Raw genomic sequence first — 18,232 nt, 5'->3', positions numbered from 1 at the left:
GGGGGCAAACCGGCAGGGATGCCGGTTTAGCCGCCCCGCGCCATGGATGGCGCGTGGCGGCGGCCCCCAAATCAATGTCGGATTACGGGCACACCGAGCCTGAGCGAGGTGCCGAGTGTTGGGGCGAAGGCTTTTGGTTACTTTTGTGCCTTTACAAAAGTGACACGCCGTAAGGGCGTAACCCTAAGTGGCCGTTACCGCAGCAACGGATATGTACTCGATCTGATCCAACATCCTGGCCGGCTGTCAGGCTGCTATCGGGAGCAAGCCCCCTCCCACAGGGGATCTGCGCTTGACTGACTGGCATTGGGGCAAGCCCCCTCCCACACAGGCAGCCAACCACCAAAGCCCGACGCAGTCACCCAATCCTGTTGAATACTTGCCTGATCCTCTGAACTTGAGCCCCATCAGATAGATAGCCCTTGCGCCGTAGTCTAGAGTTCGACGATGGGCGACCTGCGGTCGCACCCTCCTATAAGAAACCCGCACCACCAACCGATGATCAGCAGGTGAGCCCGCCATGGAATTACGTATCAACCAAAAGGCCTATCAGGTCGATGCCGACGCCGACACGCCACTGCTGTGGGTGATCCGCGACGATCTGGGCCTGACCGGTACCAAATACGGCTGCGGCCTGGCCCAGTGCGGCGCCTGCTCGGTGCTGGTGGACGGCAATGTGGTGCGCTCGTGCGTGACGCCAGTGGCCGGGGTGGTCGGTCGCGAGATCACCACCATCGAAGCCATCGAAGCCGATGAGGTGGGCAAACGCGTGGTCAGCGCCTGGGTCGAGCATCAGGTCGCGCAATGCGGTTATTGCCAGTCCGGCCAGGTAATGGCGGCCACAGCCCTGCTCAAGCACACCCCTGCCCCCACCAAGGGCCAGATCGACGCGGCGATGGTCAACCTGTGCCGCTGCGGCACCTACAATGCCATCCATGCCGCCATGGATGACCTGGCCGCCGGGAAGGAGACCGCCTGATGAACACGCCTGAACTGATTCCCGGTGTGCCCCTGGGCGAGCCGATCAACCTGTCGCGTCGACGCTTCCTGGCCAGTACCGCCGTGGGTGCGCTGGTCATCGGCTTTGGCCTGCCACTCGGGTCTGGCCGGGTGCAGGCCGCCACCGGCGTGGAGCGCGGCACCCAAGTGCCGGCATTTCTGGAGATTCGCCCGGACGGTACGGTGCGCCTGCTCAGCCCGTTCATGGAAGGCGGCCAAGGCACCCACACCGCCATGGCGCAAATCGTCGGTGAAGAACTGGATGCCGACCCCGCCACGTTCATCGTCGAAGCCGCGCCGCCCGGCGACGCCTACGTGGTGATGGACAACGGCATGCGCATCACCGGCGGCAGCATGTCGGTGCGCATGAGCTACCCGACCATGCGCCGCCTCGGCGCCCTCGCCCGCGCCATGCTGCTGCAGGCCGGCGCCGAGCAACTGCGCGTGCCGCTGAGCGAACTGAGCACCCAACCCGGCCGCGTGGTACACGCCGCGTCCGGCCGCTCCGTGGGCTACGGCGAGTTGGCCGCTCGCGCGCTGGATATGCCGGTGCCTGACCCGGCCACTATTACCTTGCGCGACCCGAGCCAGTTCCGCTGGATCGGCAAACCGGTCAAACGCGTGGACGCCTACGACAAATCCACCGGCAAGGCGCTGTACAGCATCGATTTGAAGGTCGACGGCATGCTCCACGCCGCCGTGCAGCACGCGCCGCGCCTGGGCATGACCGTGGGCGGCCTGCGTAACCAGGCACAGGTCGAAGGTATGAAGGGCGTGCATTCCGTGCACACGTTACCTGGCGCGGTGGCCGTGGTGGCCGAACGCTGGTGGCATGCCAAGCGCGCGGTGGAGGCAATCCAGGTTGACTGGCAAGAACCGACTGCCGACTCCACAGTGCGCACCATGCCCGCTGAGTTTTCCAGCGATGGCTACCGCGACTTCCTTGCGACCCAGCAAGGCCCGGCCCGCGACGATGAAAACGAAGGCGACGTGGCCGCCGCGCTGAAAAACGCCAAGACCCAGGTCGAAGCCACTTACCACAACCAATACGTCAACCACGCCCAGTTGGAGCCGCCTTCCGCCCTGGCGCGTTTCAACCCCGACGGCTCGTTGGACATCTGGTTGCCCAACCAGGCACCGGACATGTTCCGCGCCGACATCGCCAAGCGCACCGGCCTGGCCCTTGAGCAGATCAACCTGCATTCGCCGCTGCTCGGCGGCTTTTTCGGCCGCCACTTTCTGTATGACTCGGCCAGCCCTTACCCACAGGCCATCGCGTTGGCCAAGGCCGTGGGCCGCCCGGTCAAGCTGATCTGGAGCCGGGAAGAAGAGTTCCTGCGCGATGTACTGCGCCCGGTCGCGGTGGTCAAGTTCCGCGCCGCGCTGGATGCCGACGGCTTGCCGGTAGCCATCGAAGCGGTCAGCGCCACCGAAGGCCCCACCGAAGCCATTGCCGGCAAACAGGGCGATAAAATCGACCCCACGGCCCTTGAGGGGTTGTCGGGCAAGAGCTACGCCATCCCCAACAAACGCATCGCGCAGATCTACGTCAAAGGCCCGGCGATGCTCGGCTACTGGCGCTCGGTGGGCAACTCGCTCAACGACTTTTTCTACGAAGCCTTCCTTGACGAACTGGCCGACACCGGCAAACGCGACCCGTACGAGCTACGCCTGCATTTGCTGCGCGACAATCCGCGGCTGACCACCCTGCTCAAGGCGGTGGCCGAGTTGTCCGGCGGCTGGAAGCGCGGCCCCTACACCGCCGAAGACGGCACACGCCGTGCCCGTGGCGTGGCCATGGCCTCACCGTTCGGTTCACACGCGGCGGTGATCGCCGAGGTGTCGATTGAAAGCGGCCAGGTCAAGGTCCACCACATCTGGGAAGCCATCGACCCAGGCAGCATCGTCAATCCGGCGATTGTCGAGGCGCAGGTCAACGGCGCGGTCGCGCTGGGGTTATCGCAAACCTTGCTGGAAGAAGCGGTGTATGTGAACGGCAAGCCACGGGCGCGCAACTACGACCTTTACCCGATCCTGCCGCCCTCACGCATGGCGCAGGTACACGTGAAGATCGTGGAGAGTGGCGAAAAGATGGGTGGCATCGGCGAACCACCGCTGCCCGCCGTGGCACCGGCCGTGGCCAATGCCGTGGCGCAGTTGACCGGCCAGCGTATTCGCAGCCTGCCCCTGAGCCGATACACCTTCAGCTAACCGAGCGAGACCGCCCATGAACACCCGTCGATTCGCAAGAACCGCAGGCTGGCTCGCGCTGCCCTGCGTGGTCGCCGCCGGCCTGCTGGCCTGGTACGTCACCCGTCAACCCGCGACACCGTTTGAACAGCAACAAGCCGTCAGTTTCGACCCGGCCCAGGTCAGCCGTGGCGAGTACGTCGCGCGCCTCAGTGACTGCGTGGCCTGCCACAGCCTGCCGGGCAAGGCGCCGTTTGCCGGGGGCCTGGAAATGGCCACGCCGCTGGGGGCGATTCATGCCACCAATATCACGCCGGACCGCGATAACGGCATCGGCACCTACAGCCTCGCCGACTTCGACCGGGCGGTGCGCCACGGCGTCGCGCCGGGCGGCCGCCGGCTCTACCCGGCCATGCCGTACCCGTCTTACGCCAAGCTCAGCGACGACGACATTCGGGCGATGTATGCGTTTTTCATGAAAGGTGTGCAACCGGCCAGCCAAGCGAACATCCCCAGCGATATCCCCTGGCCGCTGAACCTGCGTTGGCCCATCGCGCTGTGGAACGGCCTGTTCGCGCCAACCGCCCCCTATGCCGCCAAGGCTGATCAGGACGCGTTGTGGAATCGCGGCGCCTATGTCGTCCAGGGCCCCGGCCACTGCGGCAGTTGCCACACGCCGCGTGGGCTGGCCTTTAACGAGAAAGCGCTGGATGAATCCGGCAAGCCGTTCCTCGCCGGTGCCTTGCTTGATGGCTGGTATGCACCGAGCCTGCGCCAGGACCCCAACACCGGGCTGGGCCGTTGGGGCGAGCCGCAGATCGTGCAGTTCCTCAAGACCGGGCGTAACCGCCACGCCGTGGTCTACGGCTCGATGACCGAGGCGTTCAACAACTCCACGCAGTTCATGGCCGACGATGACCTGGCCGCCATTGCCCGCTACCTCAAGTCACTGCCCGGCGACCCGCAGCGTGACGGCACGCCCTGGCAGTACGTGGCCACCGAGGTGCGCCCGGATACCCCCGGCGCCCACACCTACGCCACCCGCTGCGCTTCTTGCCATGGTGCCGACGGCAAGGGCCAGCCCGACTGGATGCCACCGCTGGCCGGTGCCACTTCGGCATTGGCCAAGGAAACCGCGTCGGCGATCAATATCACCCTCAACGGCTCGCAACGCGTCGTGGCTGCCGGGGTGCCGGACGCGTATCGCATGCCGGCGTTCCGTGAGCAGTTGTCCGACCAGCAAATCGCCGAGGTGCTGACCTTTGTGCGCGGCACCTGGGGTAATCAGGCGGGTGCGGTGGCCCCCGAGGCAGTGGGCACGTTGCGCGGGCACACCGACCCGGCCAGCAGCAGCCCGATCATTTTGCATATGCGCTGAGGCTTAGCCGCGCAGGGAAGCGAGGATCTCTGCGCGGCACACCTGGAGAATTTCGTCGGCGAGGGGCGAATCATCCGGGCAGGCGCGCGAGAGGATGACGGCACCGACTGCATGGGCCAACGTGTCGAGCATTTTTGCACGGCTGTCCTGCCCCGTTGCCTGGGTATCCGCCGAGACGCTTTGCTGCAGCGCCCGCACTGTGTTTTCAACGCCGTCGGCAAAGGTCGTCTTCAGCGCACCGGATTGACGCGCGGCGTCCGCACACAACGCAGCCAAGGTGCAACCGTCGCCCCGTCCGTCGCGGTGCTCGCGCGACACGTACAACTGGATAAATTGCTCTACATCGAGGCCTTCGGTGCTGGCCAGCGATTGCGCAAGACTGTTTTGCGCCGCCTCGGCCATCAGGTCCGCCTTGGAACCGAAGTGCTTATAGAAGCCGCCCTGGGTGAAACCGGCGGTGGCCATCAGCTCTGCCACCCCCACCCCATCGTAGCCACGCTCGCGAAACAGCTCTGAAGCCGTCTGCACGATATGCGCGCGGTTGGCAGCCGATTGCGTCTTGGTGATTTTCATGGACCTGTTCCTCTACGGCCTAAAACAATGGCCTGAGCATACTATGATTACGACCATAATCAAAACTGTTGACAGCTTTGATTATGATCGACATCATAAAACCGCCAACGCAAATTGTTGCCGGCATGGCGCACGTCGCCCTCCCCTGTATTCGAGGATCCATTCATGAGCAGCTCCAAGACCGTTCTTATCACTGGCGCTTCCACCGGCATCGGCGCCACCTACGCCGCGCGCTTTGCCCAACGTGGGCACGACCTGGTATTGGTCGCTCGCGACAAGGGGCGACTGGACGCCTTGGCAGCCAAGTTGCGCGAGGCGCACAACGTTAATGTTGACGTGATCCAGGCCGACCTGACCCAAACCAGCGACCTGAACCGCGTAGAAACCCGTCTGCGCGATGACGCGGCGATCGGCATCCTGGTCAATAACGCCGGCGCCGCGCAGTCCGGTAGCTTTATCGAACAGTCCACCGACAGCGTGGCGCAGTTGGTCACGCTCAACACCACCGCCTTGGTGCGGCTGGCCAGCGCCATCGCCCCACGCCTGGCCCAGGCCGGCGACGGCGCGATTATCAACATCGGCTCGGTGGTGGGCCTGGCGCCGGAATTCGGCATGACGGTATACGGCGCGACTAAAGCCTTCGTGTTGTTCCTGTCCCAGGGCATGAGCCTGGAACTGACGCCCAAAGGCGTCTACGTACAAGCCGTACTGCCGGCCGCCACGCGCACCGAAATCTGGGATCGTGCCGGCATCGACATCAACACCCTCAGCGAGATCATGGAAGTGGGCGACCTGGTCGATGCCGCGCTGGTCGGTTTCGACCGTCGCGAGCCAGTGACCATTCCGCCCTTGCAGGACGCTGCGCGTTGGGATGACTTGCAGGGCGCCCGCCAGGGCTTGCTCGCGCAGATCAAGCAATCCCAGGTGGCCGAGCGCTACACGGCCAAGGCATAAACCGCACTACACTCACTTCGGCGCACTGAGAGTTGAATCACCATGAAGGCATTTTTGATCGACCGTTACGGCAAACACAACGGACGCATCGGCGAGGTTCCCACGCCTGAGGTGGGCGACCATGACGTATTGGTCCAAGTGCGCGCCGCCAGCGTCAACGTGCTGGATTCGAAGATCAGAACGGGCGAGTTCAAGCTGATCCTGCCGTATGCATTCCCGCTGATATTGGGCAATGACCTGGCCGGCGTGGTGATCCAGGTGGGTGCCGCCGTGAGCGGTTTCAAACCCGGCGATGAGGTTTATGCACGTGCGCCCGACGCGCGCATCGGCAGCTTCGCCGAGTTGATCGCGGTGCATGAAGACGCGCTGGCGTTGAAACCCGACAACATCGACATGGAACATGCCGCCGCCCTGCCCCTGGTGGCGCTGACGGCATGGCAGGTACTGGTGGAAACCGCCCAGTTGAAAAAGGCCAAAAGGTGTTTATCCAGGCCGGTTCCGGTGGCGTCGGCAGCATCGCTATCCAACTCGCCAAGCATCTGGGTGCCTTCGTCGCGACGACTACCAGCAGCGCCAATGTGCAATGGGTCAAGGCGTTGGGCGCGGATGTTGTCATCGACTACAAACAGCAGGACGTCTACAGCGCCCTGCACGATTACGACGTGGTGTTGCATAGCCTGGGCGCGGACGAACTGGAGAAATCCCTCGGCATTCTCAAGCCGGGTGGCCGCCTCATTTCCATCTCCGGGCCGCCGACACCGCAGTTCGCCCAGGCGCACAAGCTGCCCTGGGTGCTGGGGTTGGCCATGCGTGTGTTGAGCAGCGGTATCCGCCGCAAAGCACGCAGGAAAACCCTCAACTATGACTTCGTTTTTATGCGCCAGAGCGGCGCCCAACTGAAGCAGATCAAACAGCTGGTGGAGGCCGGCGCGATCAAACCGGTGGTTGACCGCGTGTTCCCGTTCGACGCGACCGCCGATGCCCTGGGCTATGTGGAACAGGGACGGTCAAAAGGCAAGGTGGTCATCAGCCTGAAATGACCGCCCCCTCACACCGCAGCGCCCTACTGCGGTGCCGGCTGCACTGCTTCGAAACTCAATCCTGAACTGCCCGTCACCTGCCAGGGGTTGGCGGCGCCGTAGTGGCTGAACACCACGTTTTCGAAGCGCGAATTTTTCAACCCGTCGATCCGTGCCCCGGCGGCGCCACGAAAACGCACGCGCTGGAACACCAACCCCTCGTGGTAGGCATTGTGCTGGCTGTCGCCCTTGACCTCGATGGCCCGGCCCTGGGCGTCCTCGACGCTCACATCGCTCACGTGGATGTCCTTGAACTGCCCGGCCACTGTGGAGCGCTGGTAATCGAGTTTGGCGTTGGGGTCGTTGTAATCCAGGGTAAAGATGAACGCCTGCTTGACCGTATTGCGCAGCGCCGAATCACGGAAGATGACATTGCGCGCCCCGCCGCCCATGAAGTTGGTGCTCTTCATGCGCAGCCCGGCGTCGGTGCCGTCGGAGACATTGTCTTCGGCCAGGATGTCCTGGATCCACGCACCGGTATGACTGCCGGCCACCACCATGCCGTGACCTTTGCGGAAGTAGTTATTGAAAATCCAGGCGTCCTGCTGGGCGGTTGATGCACCGCATTCGCACCGGTGCCGGCGGCGAAATTGACGCAGTCGTCGCCGGTATCGAAGACGTTGTTGAACACCATTGCGCCTTTGCTGTTGGCGAACTCGATGCCATCGCCGTTGTTGGCGTCGTAGGTCGTATGGGTGGTGTTGGCCAGCACCACGTTTTCGCTCTCCAGGTTCATGATGCCGTGGAACGCCGGGTTCACCACGGTGAAACCGCCGTAGAACACGTTCTTGACGTTGCGCAGGGTGATCAGCGACGAGCGCATCTGCCCGTAGGCATCCTTGACATTCATGCCCCGCGCCACGGCTTGCTCCACCTGGGCTTTGGCGAGGATGCCGTCCTGGGCATAGCGGGTGTTGTCGCTGGGCAGGTAAAACGGCAAGGCCCGGCCTCGCTCATCGATCACATCCGGGTTACGTTTCCAGCCATTGCCGTCGAGGGTGCCTTTGCCGACGATGCGGATATTTTCGAACGCCTGATGCGCGCGCGGATCGCGCGGCAGGGCATTGATCAACGACGCCGGGCGCACCGTGGTGGAATAGGGATATTGGATGTAGCCCGCCAACGGGTAATCCTCGGCGCGCTCAGAGCCGAGCAAGGTTGCGCCTTCGGCGATCTCCAGGGTCATGTGGCTCTTGAGGTAGAGCGCGCCACTTTTGTAGATACCTTTGGGTAGCAAGACCTTGCAGCCCGGCGTGCACGCATCGATCGCGCGCTGGATCGCCAGCGTGTCGAGGTGGCTGCCATCGCCCTTGGCGCCGTATTTTTTCACGTCGAACAGCGCCGCCACAGGGGTGGTGCGCTGCACGACGGCGGGGCTGTCGGCAGACTCCGCGCCGTTGCCATCCACCGAACGTACGGTGAAGCGGTACGCGGTATCGGGCTTGAGGCCCTGTGCGGTGTAGCTGTGGATGCCGATGCGGTGGTGAAAGTGCGCGGTGTCTTGGCGGTAGAACTGGTCGATATAGGGCTTGGCCGGCGACACCTGATCATTATTGGCATGGGCGCTGCCCAACAGCGTGCCGTTGGCGTAGACCCGGTAGTCCTGGATATCGGCATGATCGGTGGGTTTTTCCCACACCAGAATAATCTGCCGGTCATCGTAAGCCAGCGTCGGCACTTGCAGCCCGGACGGCGCCTGCAGCGCCCAGGACAGCGGGCTGCAACCGAGGGCGACGAGGGCCAGGGCAGCGCGTGCGAAGGTGTCTCGAGGGGTTGGTACGGCATGTCGTTCTCCTTGTTGTTGCCGGTTATCCGTGTTGTGTGGCTGGCGTGCTTCAGCCGACCTGGCGGCGTTCCGACGCCTGGCTGAAGTCACGACTGGCCTGCACCAGCATGCGCGTGTAATCGTGCACCGCCTGGTCCTGGCTGAGCGCCTGGCAGTCGAGCAGTTCAACGAGCTTGCCGTGTTGCATCACCGCCACCCGGTCGCACAGGTGCGTGACGACGCCCAGGTCATGGGTGACCAGCAGGTAAGTGAGTTTCTCGCGCTGGCGCAGGTCTGCCAGCAGGTTGAGGATCTCGGCCTGCACCGACACGTCCAGGGCCGAGGTCGGCTCATCCAGCAACAGCACGCGCGGTTCCAGGATCAGCGCGCGGGCAATGGCCACGCGCTGGCGCTGCCCACCGGACAATTGGTGCGGGTAGCGAAAGCGAAAACTGTCGTTCAGGCCGACCTTGAGCAGGATCTCGTTGATGCGGTCATCCTTGTCCCCTACCCCATGGATAATCAGCGGCTCACGCAGGGCGGTGTCGATGGTGTGCCGGGGGTGCAGGGAGCCGTAGGGGTCCTGGAAGACCATCTGCACCTTGCGAAAATGTTCCTTGGGGATTTTGTGCTGCAACGGTGCGCCGGCAATGCTCAGCGCGCCGCTCCAGTGCCGGTACTGCCCGGCCAGGCAGCGCAGCACGGTGGTCTTGCCCGAGCCGGACTCCCCCACCAGGCCGAACGATTCGCCGTCGGCCACACTCAGGTTCACGTCGTGCAGCACCTGGTTGATGGCGGCACCGGTGCCGAAGCTAAGGTTCAAGGCGTGTGCTTGGATCATGGGCATGCTCAGGGTCCTTGTTGGGTCAGCCAGAGGGGGTCGCGCTTGAGCACCGGCAGGTGCCCGCGGCGGTTGTCCATGCTTGGCAGCGCGGCCAGCAGGCCCCGGGTGTAGGGGTGTTCGGCGTAGTGCAGGTCGCAGGCCGCGAGAGACTCGACGACGCGCCCGGCGTACATCACCAGCACGCGGTCGCAGTAGTTACGTACCAGGTTGAGGTCGTGGCTGACAAAGATCAGCCCCATCTGCTGTTGGTCCACCAACTCTTCCAGCACGTTGAGCACTTGCTGGCGCACCGAGACATCCAGCGCCGAGGTGGGCTCGTCGGCGATGATCACTTCGGGGCGGGTAATCACCATCATCGCGATCATGATGCGCTGCCCCATGCCGCCGGACACCTCGTGCGGGTACAGGTTGTACACGCGCTGCGGGTCGCGAATGTGCACCTGTTCGAGCATCCGCAGCACACGCTCGCGGGCATCGCTGCGGCTGGCCTTGTGGTGGGCCAGGTAGGCTTCGGCGATCTGCTCGCCCACCTTGACCACCGGGTTCAGCGAGTACTTGGGGTCTTGCATGATCATCGAGATGCGCTGGCCCCGGATCTTCTGCATGGCCTTTTCACTGGCCGACAGCAAGTCAACTTCGCCAAACGTCATGGCCTTGGCGGTGATCTTCGCACTGGACGGATGCAGCTTGAGCAGGCTGCGCCCGACGGTGGATTTGCCCGAGCCGGACTCACCGACAATCGCCAGTTTCTCGCGCCCCAAGGTGAAGGACACATCGCGCACGGCGTGGGTTTCTTTCTGGCCACTGACAAAGCGCACGTCAAGCCCTTGGACATTCAATTTAATCGCGGACATCAGGTGGTCCTCCGGTTATTCGCTACGCGGATCAAGGATGTCCCGCAGGCCATCGCCCAACAGGTTGAAGGCCAGGCTGACCAGCATGATTGCCGCGCCGGGAACCGCCACCAGCCACCAGCATTCGAGCATGTAGCGCCGGCCGGTGGAGATCATTGCGCCCCATTCGGGCAACGGCGCCTGGGCACCCAGGCCGAGAAAGCCCAGGGCGGCGGCCGTGAGGATGATCCCGGCCATATTCATGGTCAGGCGGATGATCACCGACGACAGGCACATCGGCACGATATGGCGCAGGATGATCCGCGCCGGCGACGCCCCTTGCAGCTCCACCGCGACCACAAAATCGGCATTGCGCAGCGACAGGGTCTCGGCCCGCGCCAGCCGCGCAATCGGCGGCCAGGACGTCAAGGCAATCGCCACCACCGCATGCTCCAGGCCAGGGCCGAGGGCTGCGATAAACGCCAGCGCCAGGACCAGGCTGGGAAAGGAAATAAAGATATCGGTCAAGCGCATGAACACGGTGTCGACCGCCCCGCCGAAATAGCCCGACACCGTGCCGATAAACAGGCCGATCGGCCCCACGATCACCGTGACCAGGCCAATGATGTACAGGGTGATGCGCGAGCCGTAGACCAGGCGGCTGAAGATGTCCCGGCCATATTCATCGGTGCCGAACCAATGCGCCGAGCCTGGCGCCTGCAAGGCATTGGCGAGGTTCTGCGCCACCGGATCGTGGGTCGCGATCCACGGCGCGAAAGCCGCCACCACCACCAACAGCAGCGCCACCAGCAGGCCCGCCAGGGTCATGGGGTTACGCAACAGGTGTCGCAACACCCGCACGCCGCTTTTGCACAAGGCGTCGAAGCTCGAGCCCGGGGAGCGATCCACCGGGCGCTTCGCCGCCGTTTCCATGGAAGACAGATTGGCATTCATAAGCATCTTCTCTGTGTGAATTCTGGAAGCACTCAACGCTGCTTGTAGACACCCAGATAACGGGTGGCCTCGGCATCGTCACCGCTGAAACCCTTGACGTCGGCCGCGCTGACCACGGTGTCGGTCATCTGCGAGATCATCAGGATCGGCCCCACCTGCTGGTCGTAGAGGTGCTGCGCCTGGTGGTACAGGCTGATGCGCTGCGCCGAGTCGCGGGTGACCCCGGCCTGGTCGATCAGGCTGTTGAGCTGCGGGTTGAAGAACGAGGCGCGCCAGCCCTGGAAGTTCGGCAAGCCGGCATCGTCGCTGTTGTTGGGGTTGTAGGCGAAGGTGCGCAGGCTGAAATACGGGTGCGGATAACGCTCGGCGCCCCGCGCCACGATGATTTCGAAATTGCGCGCACGCATCGCGCCGTACACCTGGTTGCCGGTGCCGGTGACGATGCTGGCCTTGATCCCGCCTTCGGCCAGGGTCGCTTGCAGGCGCGCCGCGATATCAATGAACGGCGGCTCCGACAAGGTGCGAATGGTGGTGGTGAAACCGTTGGGATAGCCCGCCTCGGCAAGCAGCTTTTTCGCCTTGGTCACGTCCATGTGATAACCCGGGTCCGGCAAGCGCGCCTCCAGCCCCAACTGCATCGGTTGCTGATTGAGCTTGCCGTAGTACGGCATCACCTGTTCATCCAGGCCCTTGTAGTCGATCAGGTTGCGCACCGCTTCACGCACCTGGGGCTTAGCAAACTCGGCTTGCTTCATGCTCATCGCCACGTAATACATGGTGCCCCGTGGCAATGACTGCACCTGGATCTTGTCCGAGCCGTCGATGGCGCGAATGTCCGGCGCGGCCATGCCATAGGCCAGGTCGAGATCGCCACGTTCAAGCATCAGGCGCAGCGACTGCGATTCGGTCATGTGCCGCACCACCACGCGCTTGAGCTTGGCCGCGCCGCCCCAGTAACCGTCGAAACGGGTCAGCAACAGCGAGTCGTTGGCGCTCCATTTGCTGAGCACGAACGGGCCGCTGCCCGCTTCGTTGGTCACCAGCCAACCGGCGCCCAGATCGCCGTTCTTTTCATGGGCCAGGGCGGTCTTGCGGTCCACCACCACGGCGCTGGGCGAGATCGCCAGGGAATCCACCAGCAGCAGCGGGTCCATGGTCTGCGGCAGGTCGACCACCAGGGTATGGGCATCGGTGGCGCGAATCAGCGATTGAATGTTGTCGAGGTTGTAGCCATAGGCCTTCCAGGTGGTGGCCAGGCCGAAGTTGAGTTTCATCACGCGGTACAGCGACCACGCCACGTCCTCGGCGGTCAGCGGGTTGCCCGAATGGAACTTAACGTCCTGGCGCAGGTGGAAGGTCACCTGCTTGCCGTCCTCGCTGATGTCCCAGCGCTCGGCCAGTTGTGGCAGGTGTTTTTCCGGGTTGCCCTGGTCACGCTTGATCAGCGTGTCGTAGAGGTTGGCGTTGACGCCGGACGCATCCAGGCCAGGCGCGTTGGCGGGGTCGATGGAAAACAGGTTGACCATGCTCATGCCGACGATCAGTTGATCGGCCGGGGTTTTGGCGTGGGCCATTGTCATCGGCCCGAGGGCGAGAACGGCCGCGAACAGGCCAAGGTGCAGTGTCGAAAATGTCATGGAAAATTCCTTGTTTTTATTGGTTTTATCCGTGCCGCGTTTTGGGTTAACGGGTGCGCGGGTCGAATACCTTGTACAAGGCATCGCTGATCAGGTTGAGTGCGACGAAAATCAGGCCGATCACCAGCACGCAGCCCATCACCGCATTCATGTCACCCAGCATCAGGCTGCTGGTCAGGTACTGGCCGAACCCCGGCCAGGCAAACACCGTTTCGATCAACACCGCGCCCTCCAGCAACGAGCCGTAGGCCAGCGCCACCACCGTCAGCAACTGCACGAGGATGTTGCGAAACGCATGCCCCCACACCACTTGGCGACGGGACAAACCCTTGACCCGCGCGGTGATGATGTACTCCTGGGACAGTTGCTCCAGCATGAAGCTGCGGGTCATGCGGCTGATGTACGCCACCGAGTTCAAGCCCAGGATCAGCGCCGGCAACACGATATGACGCAAGGCGCTCGCGAAGGCGTCCCAGTCGCGCGCCAGGCTGGTGTCGATCAGCAGCAGGCCGGTGACCTCGGGCACCATGCCGTCGTAGGCCAGGTCGATGCGCCCTGCTCCACCGGCCCACCCGAGCCAGGCGTAGAACACCAGCAGGCCCATCATGCCCAGCCAGAAAATCGGTGTGGAGTAGCCGAACAACGTGATCACCCGTGCGACGTGATCGCCGAGGCGGCCTTGGTTACTGGCCGCGCACACGCCCAGTGGCAAGCCGATAAGTACGCCGAACAGGATCGCCAGGGTGGCCAACTCGATGGTCGCCGGGAACACGCGCAGGATGTCGTCAAGCACCGGGTGGCCGGTCAACAGCGCATTGCCGAAGTCACCGTGGAGCAGGTCGTTGAGGTAAAGCCCGAACTGGGTCCAGATCGGTTTGTCCAGGCCCATTGAGCGGTACACCTGGTCGTAGGTGGACGCGTCCGCGTCGGGCCCGACCACGGCCAGCACCGGGTCCAGCGGCATGACGCGGCCGATGATGAAAGTCAGCGCCAGCAGGCCGAGCAAGGTCACCAGCACGGTGCTGGCGCGCCGCAGGGTGTTGGAAGCGCGAGCGCCCATGACAGAGGCAGTCATAACAAACATAGTGAGCTCCTGATTAATCGATCAGCGCTTTTTGTAGACGTCTTTGTAGCGCGTGGTCGCAGCGGTGTGGCCCTGGAAGTCGGCTACGTCGGTGTATACCACCACGGTGTCGGTCATTTGCGAGACGGGCAAAATAGCCCCCACCTGCTGATCGACTTGCGCCTGGATATCCCGGTACTGGGCCAGTTGCTTGCCGGCGTCGGGCTCGACTTCCGCGCGCTCGATCAGTTGATTGAGTTCAGCGCTGTAAAAGAAGTACGCCAGCCCTGAAAGTTGGTGAGCTTGGCTTCATCGCGGTTATCCGGGTTGTACACCAGGGTGCGCAGGCTGGAATGCGGATGCCGCTCCGCGCCGCCACCGCCGCGTCCGACAATGATGTCGAAGCTGCGCTCACGCATCGCGCCATAGATCTGGTTGCCGGTGCCGGTAATGATGCTGGCCTGGATACCGGCCTGGGCCAGGGTCGACTGCAGGTTGGAGGCAATGTTGATGAATGGCGGCTCGGCCAGCACGCGGATGGTGGTCTTGAAGCCGTTCGGGTAGCCGGCTTCGGCCAGCCAGGCCTTGGCCTGCTCGACATTGAGCGTATAGCCGGGGTCGGGCAAGCGCGCGGCCAACCCGAGCGGCATCGGCCGTTGGTTGATCACGCCGTAATGCGGCATGACCGTCTGGTTGATGCCCTGGTAATCGATCAGCGAACGCACGGCCTTGCGCACGCGCGCATCGGCGAACATCGGCTGCTTTACGCTCAGCGCCACGTAATACAGCGTGCCGCGTTGCAGGGTCTGGGTGCGCACCTTGTCGCTTTTTTGCAGGGCTTCGATGTCCGGCGCGGACATGCCTTTGGCGATGTCCAGGTCGCCGCGCTCGATCATCAGGCGCAACGACTGCGACTCGGTCATGTTGCGCATGACGATGCGCTTGAGCTTGGCCGGGCCACCCCAGTAACCGTCGAAACGGCTCATCAGGATGACATCGTTGGCGCGCCAGTCATTGAGCACGAACGCGCCACTGCCGGCCGCATGCGTCACCAGCCAGGCGGCGCCCATGTCGTTGTTTTTCTGGTGTTCGAGGACTTTTTTGCGGTCGAGGATAAACGCACTGGGCGAGGTCGCCAGGGTGTTGAGCACCAGCAGCGGATCGGTCGGCCGTGGCAGCTCTATCACGAAGGTCGCGGCATCGGTGGCGCGCATATAGCGTTCGACGTTTTCGGCGGTGAAGCCGTAGGCCTTCCAGGTCGACGCCAGGGCCAGGTTGAGTTTGAGCACGCGGTGCAGCGACCAGGCCACGTCTTCGGCGCTCAGGGTGTTGCCGGACTGGAACCTCACCCCGTCGCGTAAATTGAAGGTCAGGGTCTTGCGGTCATCACTGACCTGCCAGCGTTCGGCCAGCGCCGGCACCAGGCGGTCAGGCTGGGCGACGTCCTGCACCAGCAGCATGTCATAGAGGTTGGCGTTGATCTCCGACACGTCCAGGCCGGTGGCGGCCGCCGGGTCCAGGGACAACAGGTTGATCATGCTCATGCCGACAATCAGTTGATCGGCCGGGGTTTTGGCAAAGCTCTGGGGTACCGCGGTCACGGCCAGGGCGGCGACGAATACCCGCGCCCACAGCGAAGGGAAAATAGTCATAACAAGAGTGCCTTTTTTATATTTATAGGGCTCTCGGCCAGCCCGGCTTATGCCGAACGGGCCGTGTATACGTCAGAAGCTCTTAAGCGTGTTGGTCTCGATGTAGTTGAAGTCGATGTCTTCACCCAGGCCCGGCAAGTCGGACAGGTGCACAAAACCGTCATTGTCCATCGGGTCCACCAGGCGCTTGAGGTAGGCCGGAACGTCGTCGTAGTCCAGGTACGGGTGCAGCAGGCCGCGTTCGTACCAGGTGCAGTTCTTGATGGCGCCGACCACCGCCAGGTTGGCGGCGCCGTTGCCATGGATCTCGCAGTCCATGCCAAACGACTCAGCCAAATGCGCCACCTTCAGGCACGGTGCAATACCGCCGACGCCCGCCACGCCGGCACGCAAGATATCGCAGACATCGTGCTTGACCCAGCTGGCGCGGCTCAGGTGCTTGCCGGACAGGGTTTCCGGGCCCAGCACTGGTATATCCAACTGCCCCGCGAGCCAGGCATAGGACTCGGCGGACTCTTCCATCATCGGCTCTTCGAACCAGGCAAAGTCGAGCTTCTCCAACTCGCGCCCGATGTACAGCGCCTCGGTGCGGCTGTACCAGTGGTAACCATCGAGCATCAATGCAATGTCCGGCCCGACAGCTTCGCGCACGGCCGCACAGGCTGCGACATCGATGCGCGGGCTTGGCGCAAAAGACACCGGCGGCATCCACGTGTGCAATTTGATGGCCTTGTAACCGCGCTGCACCAGGGTTTCGGCGAACCGGCCGTAGTCGTCGGGGGTCGCCAGGCCGCCGGGCAACTCATCGCCGCACATGGTCGAGCCATAAGCCGGCACCTTATCGCGGAACCCGCCGATCAACTTGTGCACCGGCACGCCCAGTGTGCGCCCCGCCCAATCCCACAGCGCCTGCTCAACCAGGGCCAGCGCGCGGTCAGTCAACTGGCTGGCGCTGCCACGCTGCCAATGCGCCAGGTCGTGCCAGATCTTCTCGCGGTCAAACGCGTTTTGGCCCACCAGCACTTTGCGCACAAAGCCGTCCAGCACATAGGGGCGGATCAACTCGGGGGCGCCAAAGGCATAACCCTCCTGGCCATCTTCGGTCTGGATACGCAGCAGCGCCATCTGCGCCTGGGAGACATCACCGGGGTGAGCATGGCCGGCGCTGTCCACTGCGCGGCGGGTCGGGTAGGAAAACACCTGGACGTTGACTGCTGTGATTCTCATGGACGTCTTAAGCCTTCTTATTGGATTTGAGACAGGAATGTCGTCTGTTGCGACCGATCATAGGTCATCGTACAACACTTGAAAAGACCCAATAATCCGCCTCCATTTCTGCGGTTTTCTCGGCAAAACCCCACATAAGCCCGATTTTTAAAGACAACCAAGGAATAACAGGATTGGCTGTAAAGCCCTATTCACTGGGTACATATATTTCAAGATGTTTCAAAACCACCGATAACCCGTAGACGAGTCGTCTTGTCGTACGATAACGTATATCGGCAGCATAGATGAGATCCATACGCAACAACGTACTGCCGCAGCATCCTCAAACGACCCTAACAAAAACAAAAAAGAAGACCGTATGAACACCACCCTACGCACGCTCGTCACTGCCCTGGCCCTCAGCCTGCCGCTCTATGTCAGCGCTGACTCTGCCAGCATCAACTACCGCCACCAGTTCACCGAGGAAGACAGCGCCCACGCTGATCGAATCAAGCTCAATTACCGCCTGGACAGTGGCCTGGGTTTTGAAGCGGAAATGAAATACCGCACCGCCGGGGACCGCGAAGACGTCGCCTATGACAACCTGGTCAACAACGGTCACGAGTTCACCGTCAGCTACAACTACAAGCTCAGCCCGCAGTCGACGTTGACCCCGGCATTCCAGATGGACAGCTCGAAGGACTCGACCACCTACAAGCTCGGCCTCAAGTACAACTACAAGATCAACGATGCTTTCTACGCGGCGACGCGCTACCGGCTGGATACCAAAAGCTCGATCGCGACCAGGTCGACGAAGACCTGCCCGACCACATCAAGGATGACCAGACCACCCACCGCTTTGAGGGCTGGCTCGGCTATACGCCGGCGAGCAAATGGGCGTACGAATACCAGTTCATCTATTTCAAGACGGACTACATTCGCTACGACAACAAGAAGAACGACTACGAACAGAACCTGATCGTCAAATACAAACTGACCAAGGAATGGGCACCGTTCATGGAGATCGGCGACGTGAAGGTCAACGCCACCTCTGAAGACCGCCAGGCACGCTGGCGCCTGGGTGTGCAGTACAACTTCATGTAAT

Annotated in this window: 11 protein-coding genes and 4 pseudogenes; 6 read left to right on the top strand and 9 right to left on the bottom strand. The window is 62.8% G+C overall.

What is annotated here, in order from left to right:
* The first annotated feature begins 520 nt into the window (after positions 1 to 520).
* Genes AB4O25_RS02240 through AB4O25_RS02230 form a run of 3 tightly spaced genes read left to right on the top strand, consistent with a single transcriptional unit; the run spans position 521 to position 4,567 of the window.
* Complete coding sequence (locus tag AB4O25_RS02240) at positions 521 to 979, top strand: (2Fe-2S)-binding protein (RefSeq protein WP_017528347.1); 459 nt, start codon at positions 521 to 523, stop codon at positions 977 to 979.
* Positions 979 to 3,210: a xanthine dehydrogenase family protein molybdopterin-binding subunit gene (locus tag AB4O25_RS02235; RefSeq protein ID WP_017528346.1), complete on the top strand. Its 2,232-nt coding sequence runs from the start codon at positions 979 to 981 to the stop codon at positions 3,208 to 3,210. The genes AB4O25_RS02240 and AB4O25_RS02235 overlap by 1 nt, the downstream gene beginning before the upstream one ends.
* Positions 3,211 to 3,226: 16 nt before the next feature.
* Complete coding sequence (locus AB4O25_RS02230; protein WP_017528345.1) at positions 3,227 to 4,567, top strand: c-type cytochrome; 1,341 nt, start codon at positions 3,227 to 3,229, stop codon at positions 4,565 to 4,567.
* 3 nt (positions 4,568 to 4,570) lie between these two features.
* On the opposite strand, the gene AB4O25_RS02225 is transcribed toward AB4O25_RS02230, so the two are convergent.
* Positions 4,571 to 5,140, bottom strand: a complete 570-nt coding sequence (locus tag AB4O25_RS02225) for a TetR/AcrR family transcriptional regulator (RefSeq protein WP_017528344.1) — start codon at positions 5,138 to 5,140, stop codon at positions 4,571 to 4,573.
* Between the two features lie 165 nt (positions 5,141 to 5,305).
* On the opposite strand from AB4O25_RS02225, the gene AB4O25_RS02220 reads away from it, so the two are divergent.
* The gene (locus AB4O25_RS02220; RefSeq protein ID WP_017528343.1) at positions 5,306 to 6,094 is read left to right on the top strand and encodes an SDR family NAD(P)-dependent oxidoreductase; all 789 of its coding nucleotides are present in this window, start codon (positions 5,306 to 5,308) and stop codon (positions 6,092 to 6,094) included.
* 42 nt (positions 6,095 to 6,136) lie between these two features.
* Positions 6,137 to 7,134, top strand: a pseudogene (locus tag AB4O25_RS02215) (NADP-dependent oxidoreductase).
* A 23-nt stretch (positions 7,135 to 7,157) separates the two neighbouring features.
* Here the strand turns inward: AB4O25_RS02215 and AB4O25_RS02210 are convergent.
* The 8 genes and pseudogenes from AB4O25_RS02210 to AB4O25_RS02175 all read right to left on the bottom strand — a co-directional run bounded on the left by AB4O25_RS02210 (position 7,158) and on the right by AB4O25_RS02175 (position 17,148).
* Positions 7,158 to 8,958: pseudogene (locus tag AB4O25_RS02210) on the bottom strand (glycosyl hydrolase family 28 protein).
* Positions 8,959 to 9,008: 50 nt separating this feature from the next.
* Positions 9,009 to 9,785, bottom strand: coding sequence for an ABC transporter ATP-binding protein (locus tag AB4O25_RS02205; protein WP_065877842.1), 777 nt, complete (start codon positions 9,783 to 9,785; stop codon positions 9,009 to 9,011).
* A gap of 2 nt (positions 9,786 to 9,787) precedes the next feature.
* Entirely contained in the window at positions 9,788 to 10,636 is an 849-nt protein-coding gene (locus tag AB4O25_RS02200) for an ABC transporter ATP-binding protein (protein ID WP_460150397.1), read from the bottom strand.
* 15 nt (positions 10,637 to 10,651) lie between these two features.
* Complete coding sequence (locus AB4O25_RS02195) at positions 10,652 to 11,569, bottom strand: ABC transporter permease (protein WP_065877840.1); 918 nt, start codon at positions 11,567 to 11,569, stop codon at positions 10,652 to 10,654.
* Between the two features lie 32 nt (positions 11,570 to 11,601).
* On the bottom strand, positions 11,602 to 13,206 hold the full coding sequence (locus tag AB4O25_RS02190; protein WP_065877838.1) for an ABC transporter substrate-binding protein: 1,605 nt from the start codon (positions 13,204 to 13,206) through the stop codon (positions 11,602 to 11,604).
* Between the two features lie 46 nt (positions 13,207 to 13,252).
* Complete coding sequence (locus tag AB4O25_RS02185) at positions 13,253 to 14,266, bottom strand: ABC transporter permease (RefSeq protein WP_370737731.1); 1,014 nt, start codon at positions 14,264 to 14,266, stop codon at positions 13,253 to 13,255.
* A gap of 45 nt (positions 14,267 to 14,311) precedes the next feature.
* Positions 14,312 to 15,921, bottom strand: a pseudogene (locus AB4O25_RS02180) (ABC transporter substrate-binding protein).
* 72 nt (positions 15,922 to 15,993) lie between these two features.
* Positions 15,994 to 17,148 carry a mandelate racemase family protein gene (locus tag AB4O25_RS02175; RefSeq protein ID WP_026067292.1) on the bottom strand — a complete coding sequence of 385 codons (1,155 nt, stop codon included), beginning with the start codon at positions 17,146 to 17,148 and terminating at the stop codon, positions 15,994 to 15,996.
* A gap of 358 nt (positions 17,149 to 17,506) precedes the next feature.
* Here AB4O25_RS02175 and AB4O25_RS02170 point away from each other — a divergent pair.
* Positions 17,507 to 18,231, top strand: a pseudogene (locus AB4O25_RS02170) (oligogalacturonate-specific porin KdgM family protein).
* The last annotated feature ends 1 nt before the right edge of the window (position 18,232 follow it).

The sequence above is a fragment of the Pseudomonas sp. S3_A03 genome (genome assembly GCF_054668275.1).
Note: the sequence above shows the minus strand (reverse complement) of the source record. Positions and strands in the feature narration are given on the sequence as shown.

What these genes read in the sequence shown, in the direction of transcription:
- AB4O25_RS02240 (WP_017528347.1), top strand. Translation starts at nt 521, where the DNA reads ATGGAATTACGTATCAACCAAAAGGCCTATCAGGTCGATGCCGACGCC.
- AB4O25_RS02235 (WP_017528346.1), top strand. Translation starts at nt 979, where the DNA reads ATGAACACGCCTGAACTGATTCCCGGTGTGCCCCTGGGCGAGCCGATC.
- AB4O25_RS02230 (WP_017528345.1), top strand. Translation starts at nt 3,227, where the DNA reads ATGAACACCCGTCGATTCGCAAGAACCGCAGGCTGGCTCGCGCTGCCC.
- AB4O25_RS02225 (WP_017528344.1), bottom strand. Translation starts at nt 5,140, where the DNA reads ATGAAAATCACCAAGACGCAATCGGCTGCCAACCGCGCGCATATCGTG.
- AB4O25_RS02220 (WP_017528343.1), top strand. Translation starts at nt 5,306, where the DNA reads ATGAGCAGCTCCAAGACCGTTCTTATCACTGGCGCTTCCACCGGCATC.
- AB4O25_RS02205 (WP_065877842.1), bottom strand. Translation starts at nt 9,785, where the DNA reads ATGCCCATGATCCAAGCACACGCCTTGAACCTTAGCTTCGGCACCGGT.
- AB4O25_RS02200 (WP_460150397.1), bottom strand. Translation starts at nt 10,636, where the DNA reads ATGTCCGCGATTAAATTGAATGTCCAAGGGCTTGACGTGCGCTTTGTC.
- AB4O25_RS02195 (WP_065877840.1), bottom strand. Translation starts at nt 11,569, where the DNA reads ATGAATGCCAATCTGTCTTCCATGGAAACGGCGGCGAAGCGCCCGGTG.
- AB4O25_RS02190 (WP_065877838.1), bottom strand. Translation starts at nt 13,206, where the DNA reads ATGACATTTTCGACACTGCACCTTGGCCTGTTCGCGGCCGTTCTCGCC.
- AB4O25_RS02185 (WP_370737731.1), bottom strand. Translation starts at nt 14,266, where the DNA reads ATGGGCGCTCGCGCTTCCAACACCCTGCGGCGCGCCAGCACCGTGCTG.
- AB4O25_RS02175 (WP_026067292.1), bottom strand. Translation starts at nt 17,148, where the DNA reads ATGAGAATCACAGCAGTCAACGTCCAGGTGTTTTCCTACCCGACCCGC.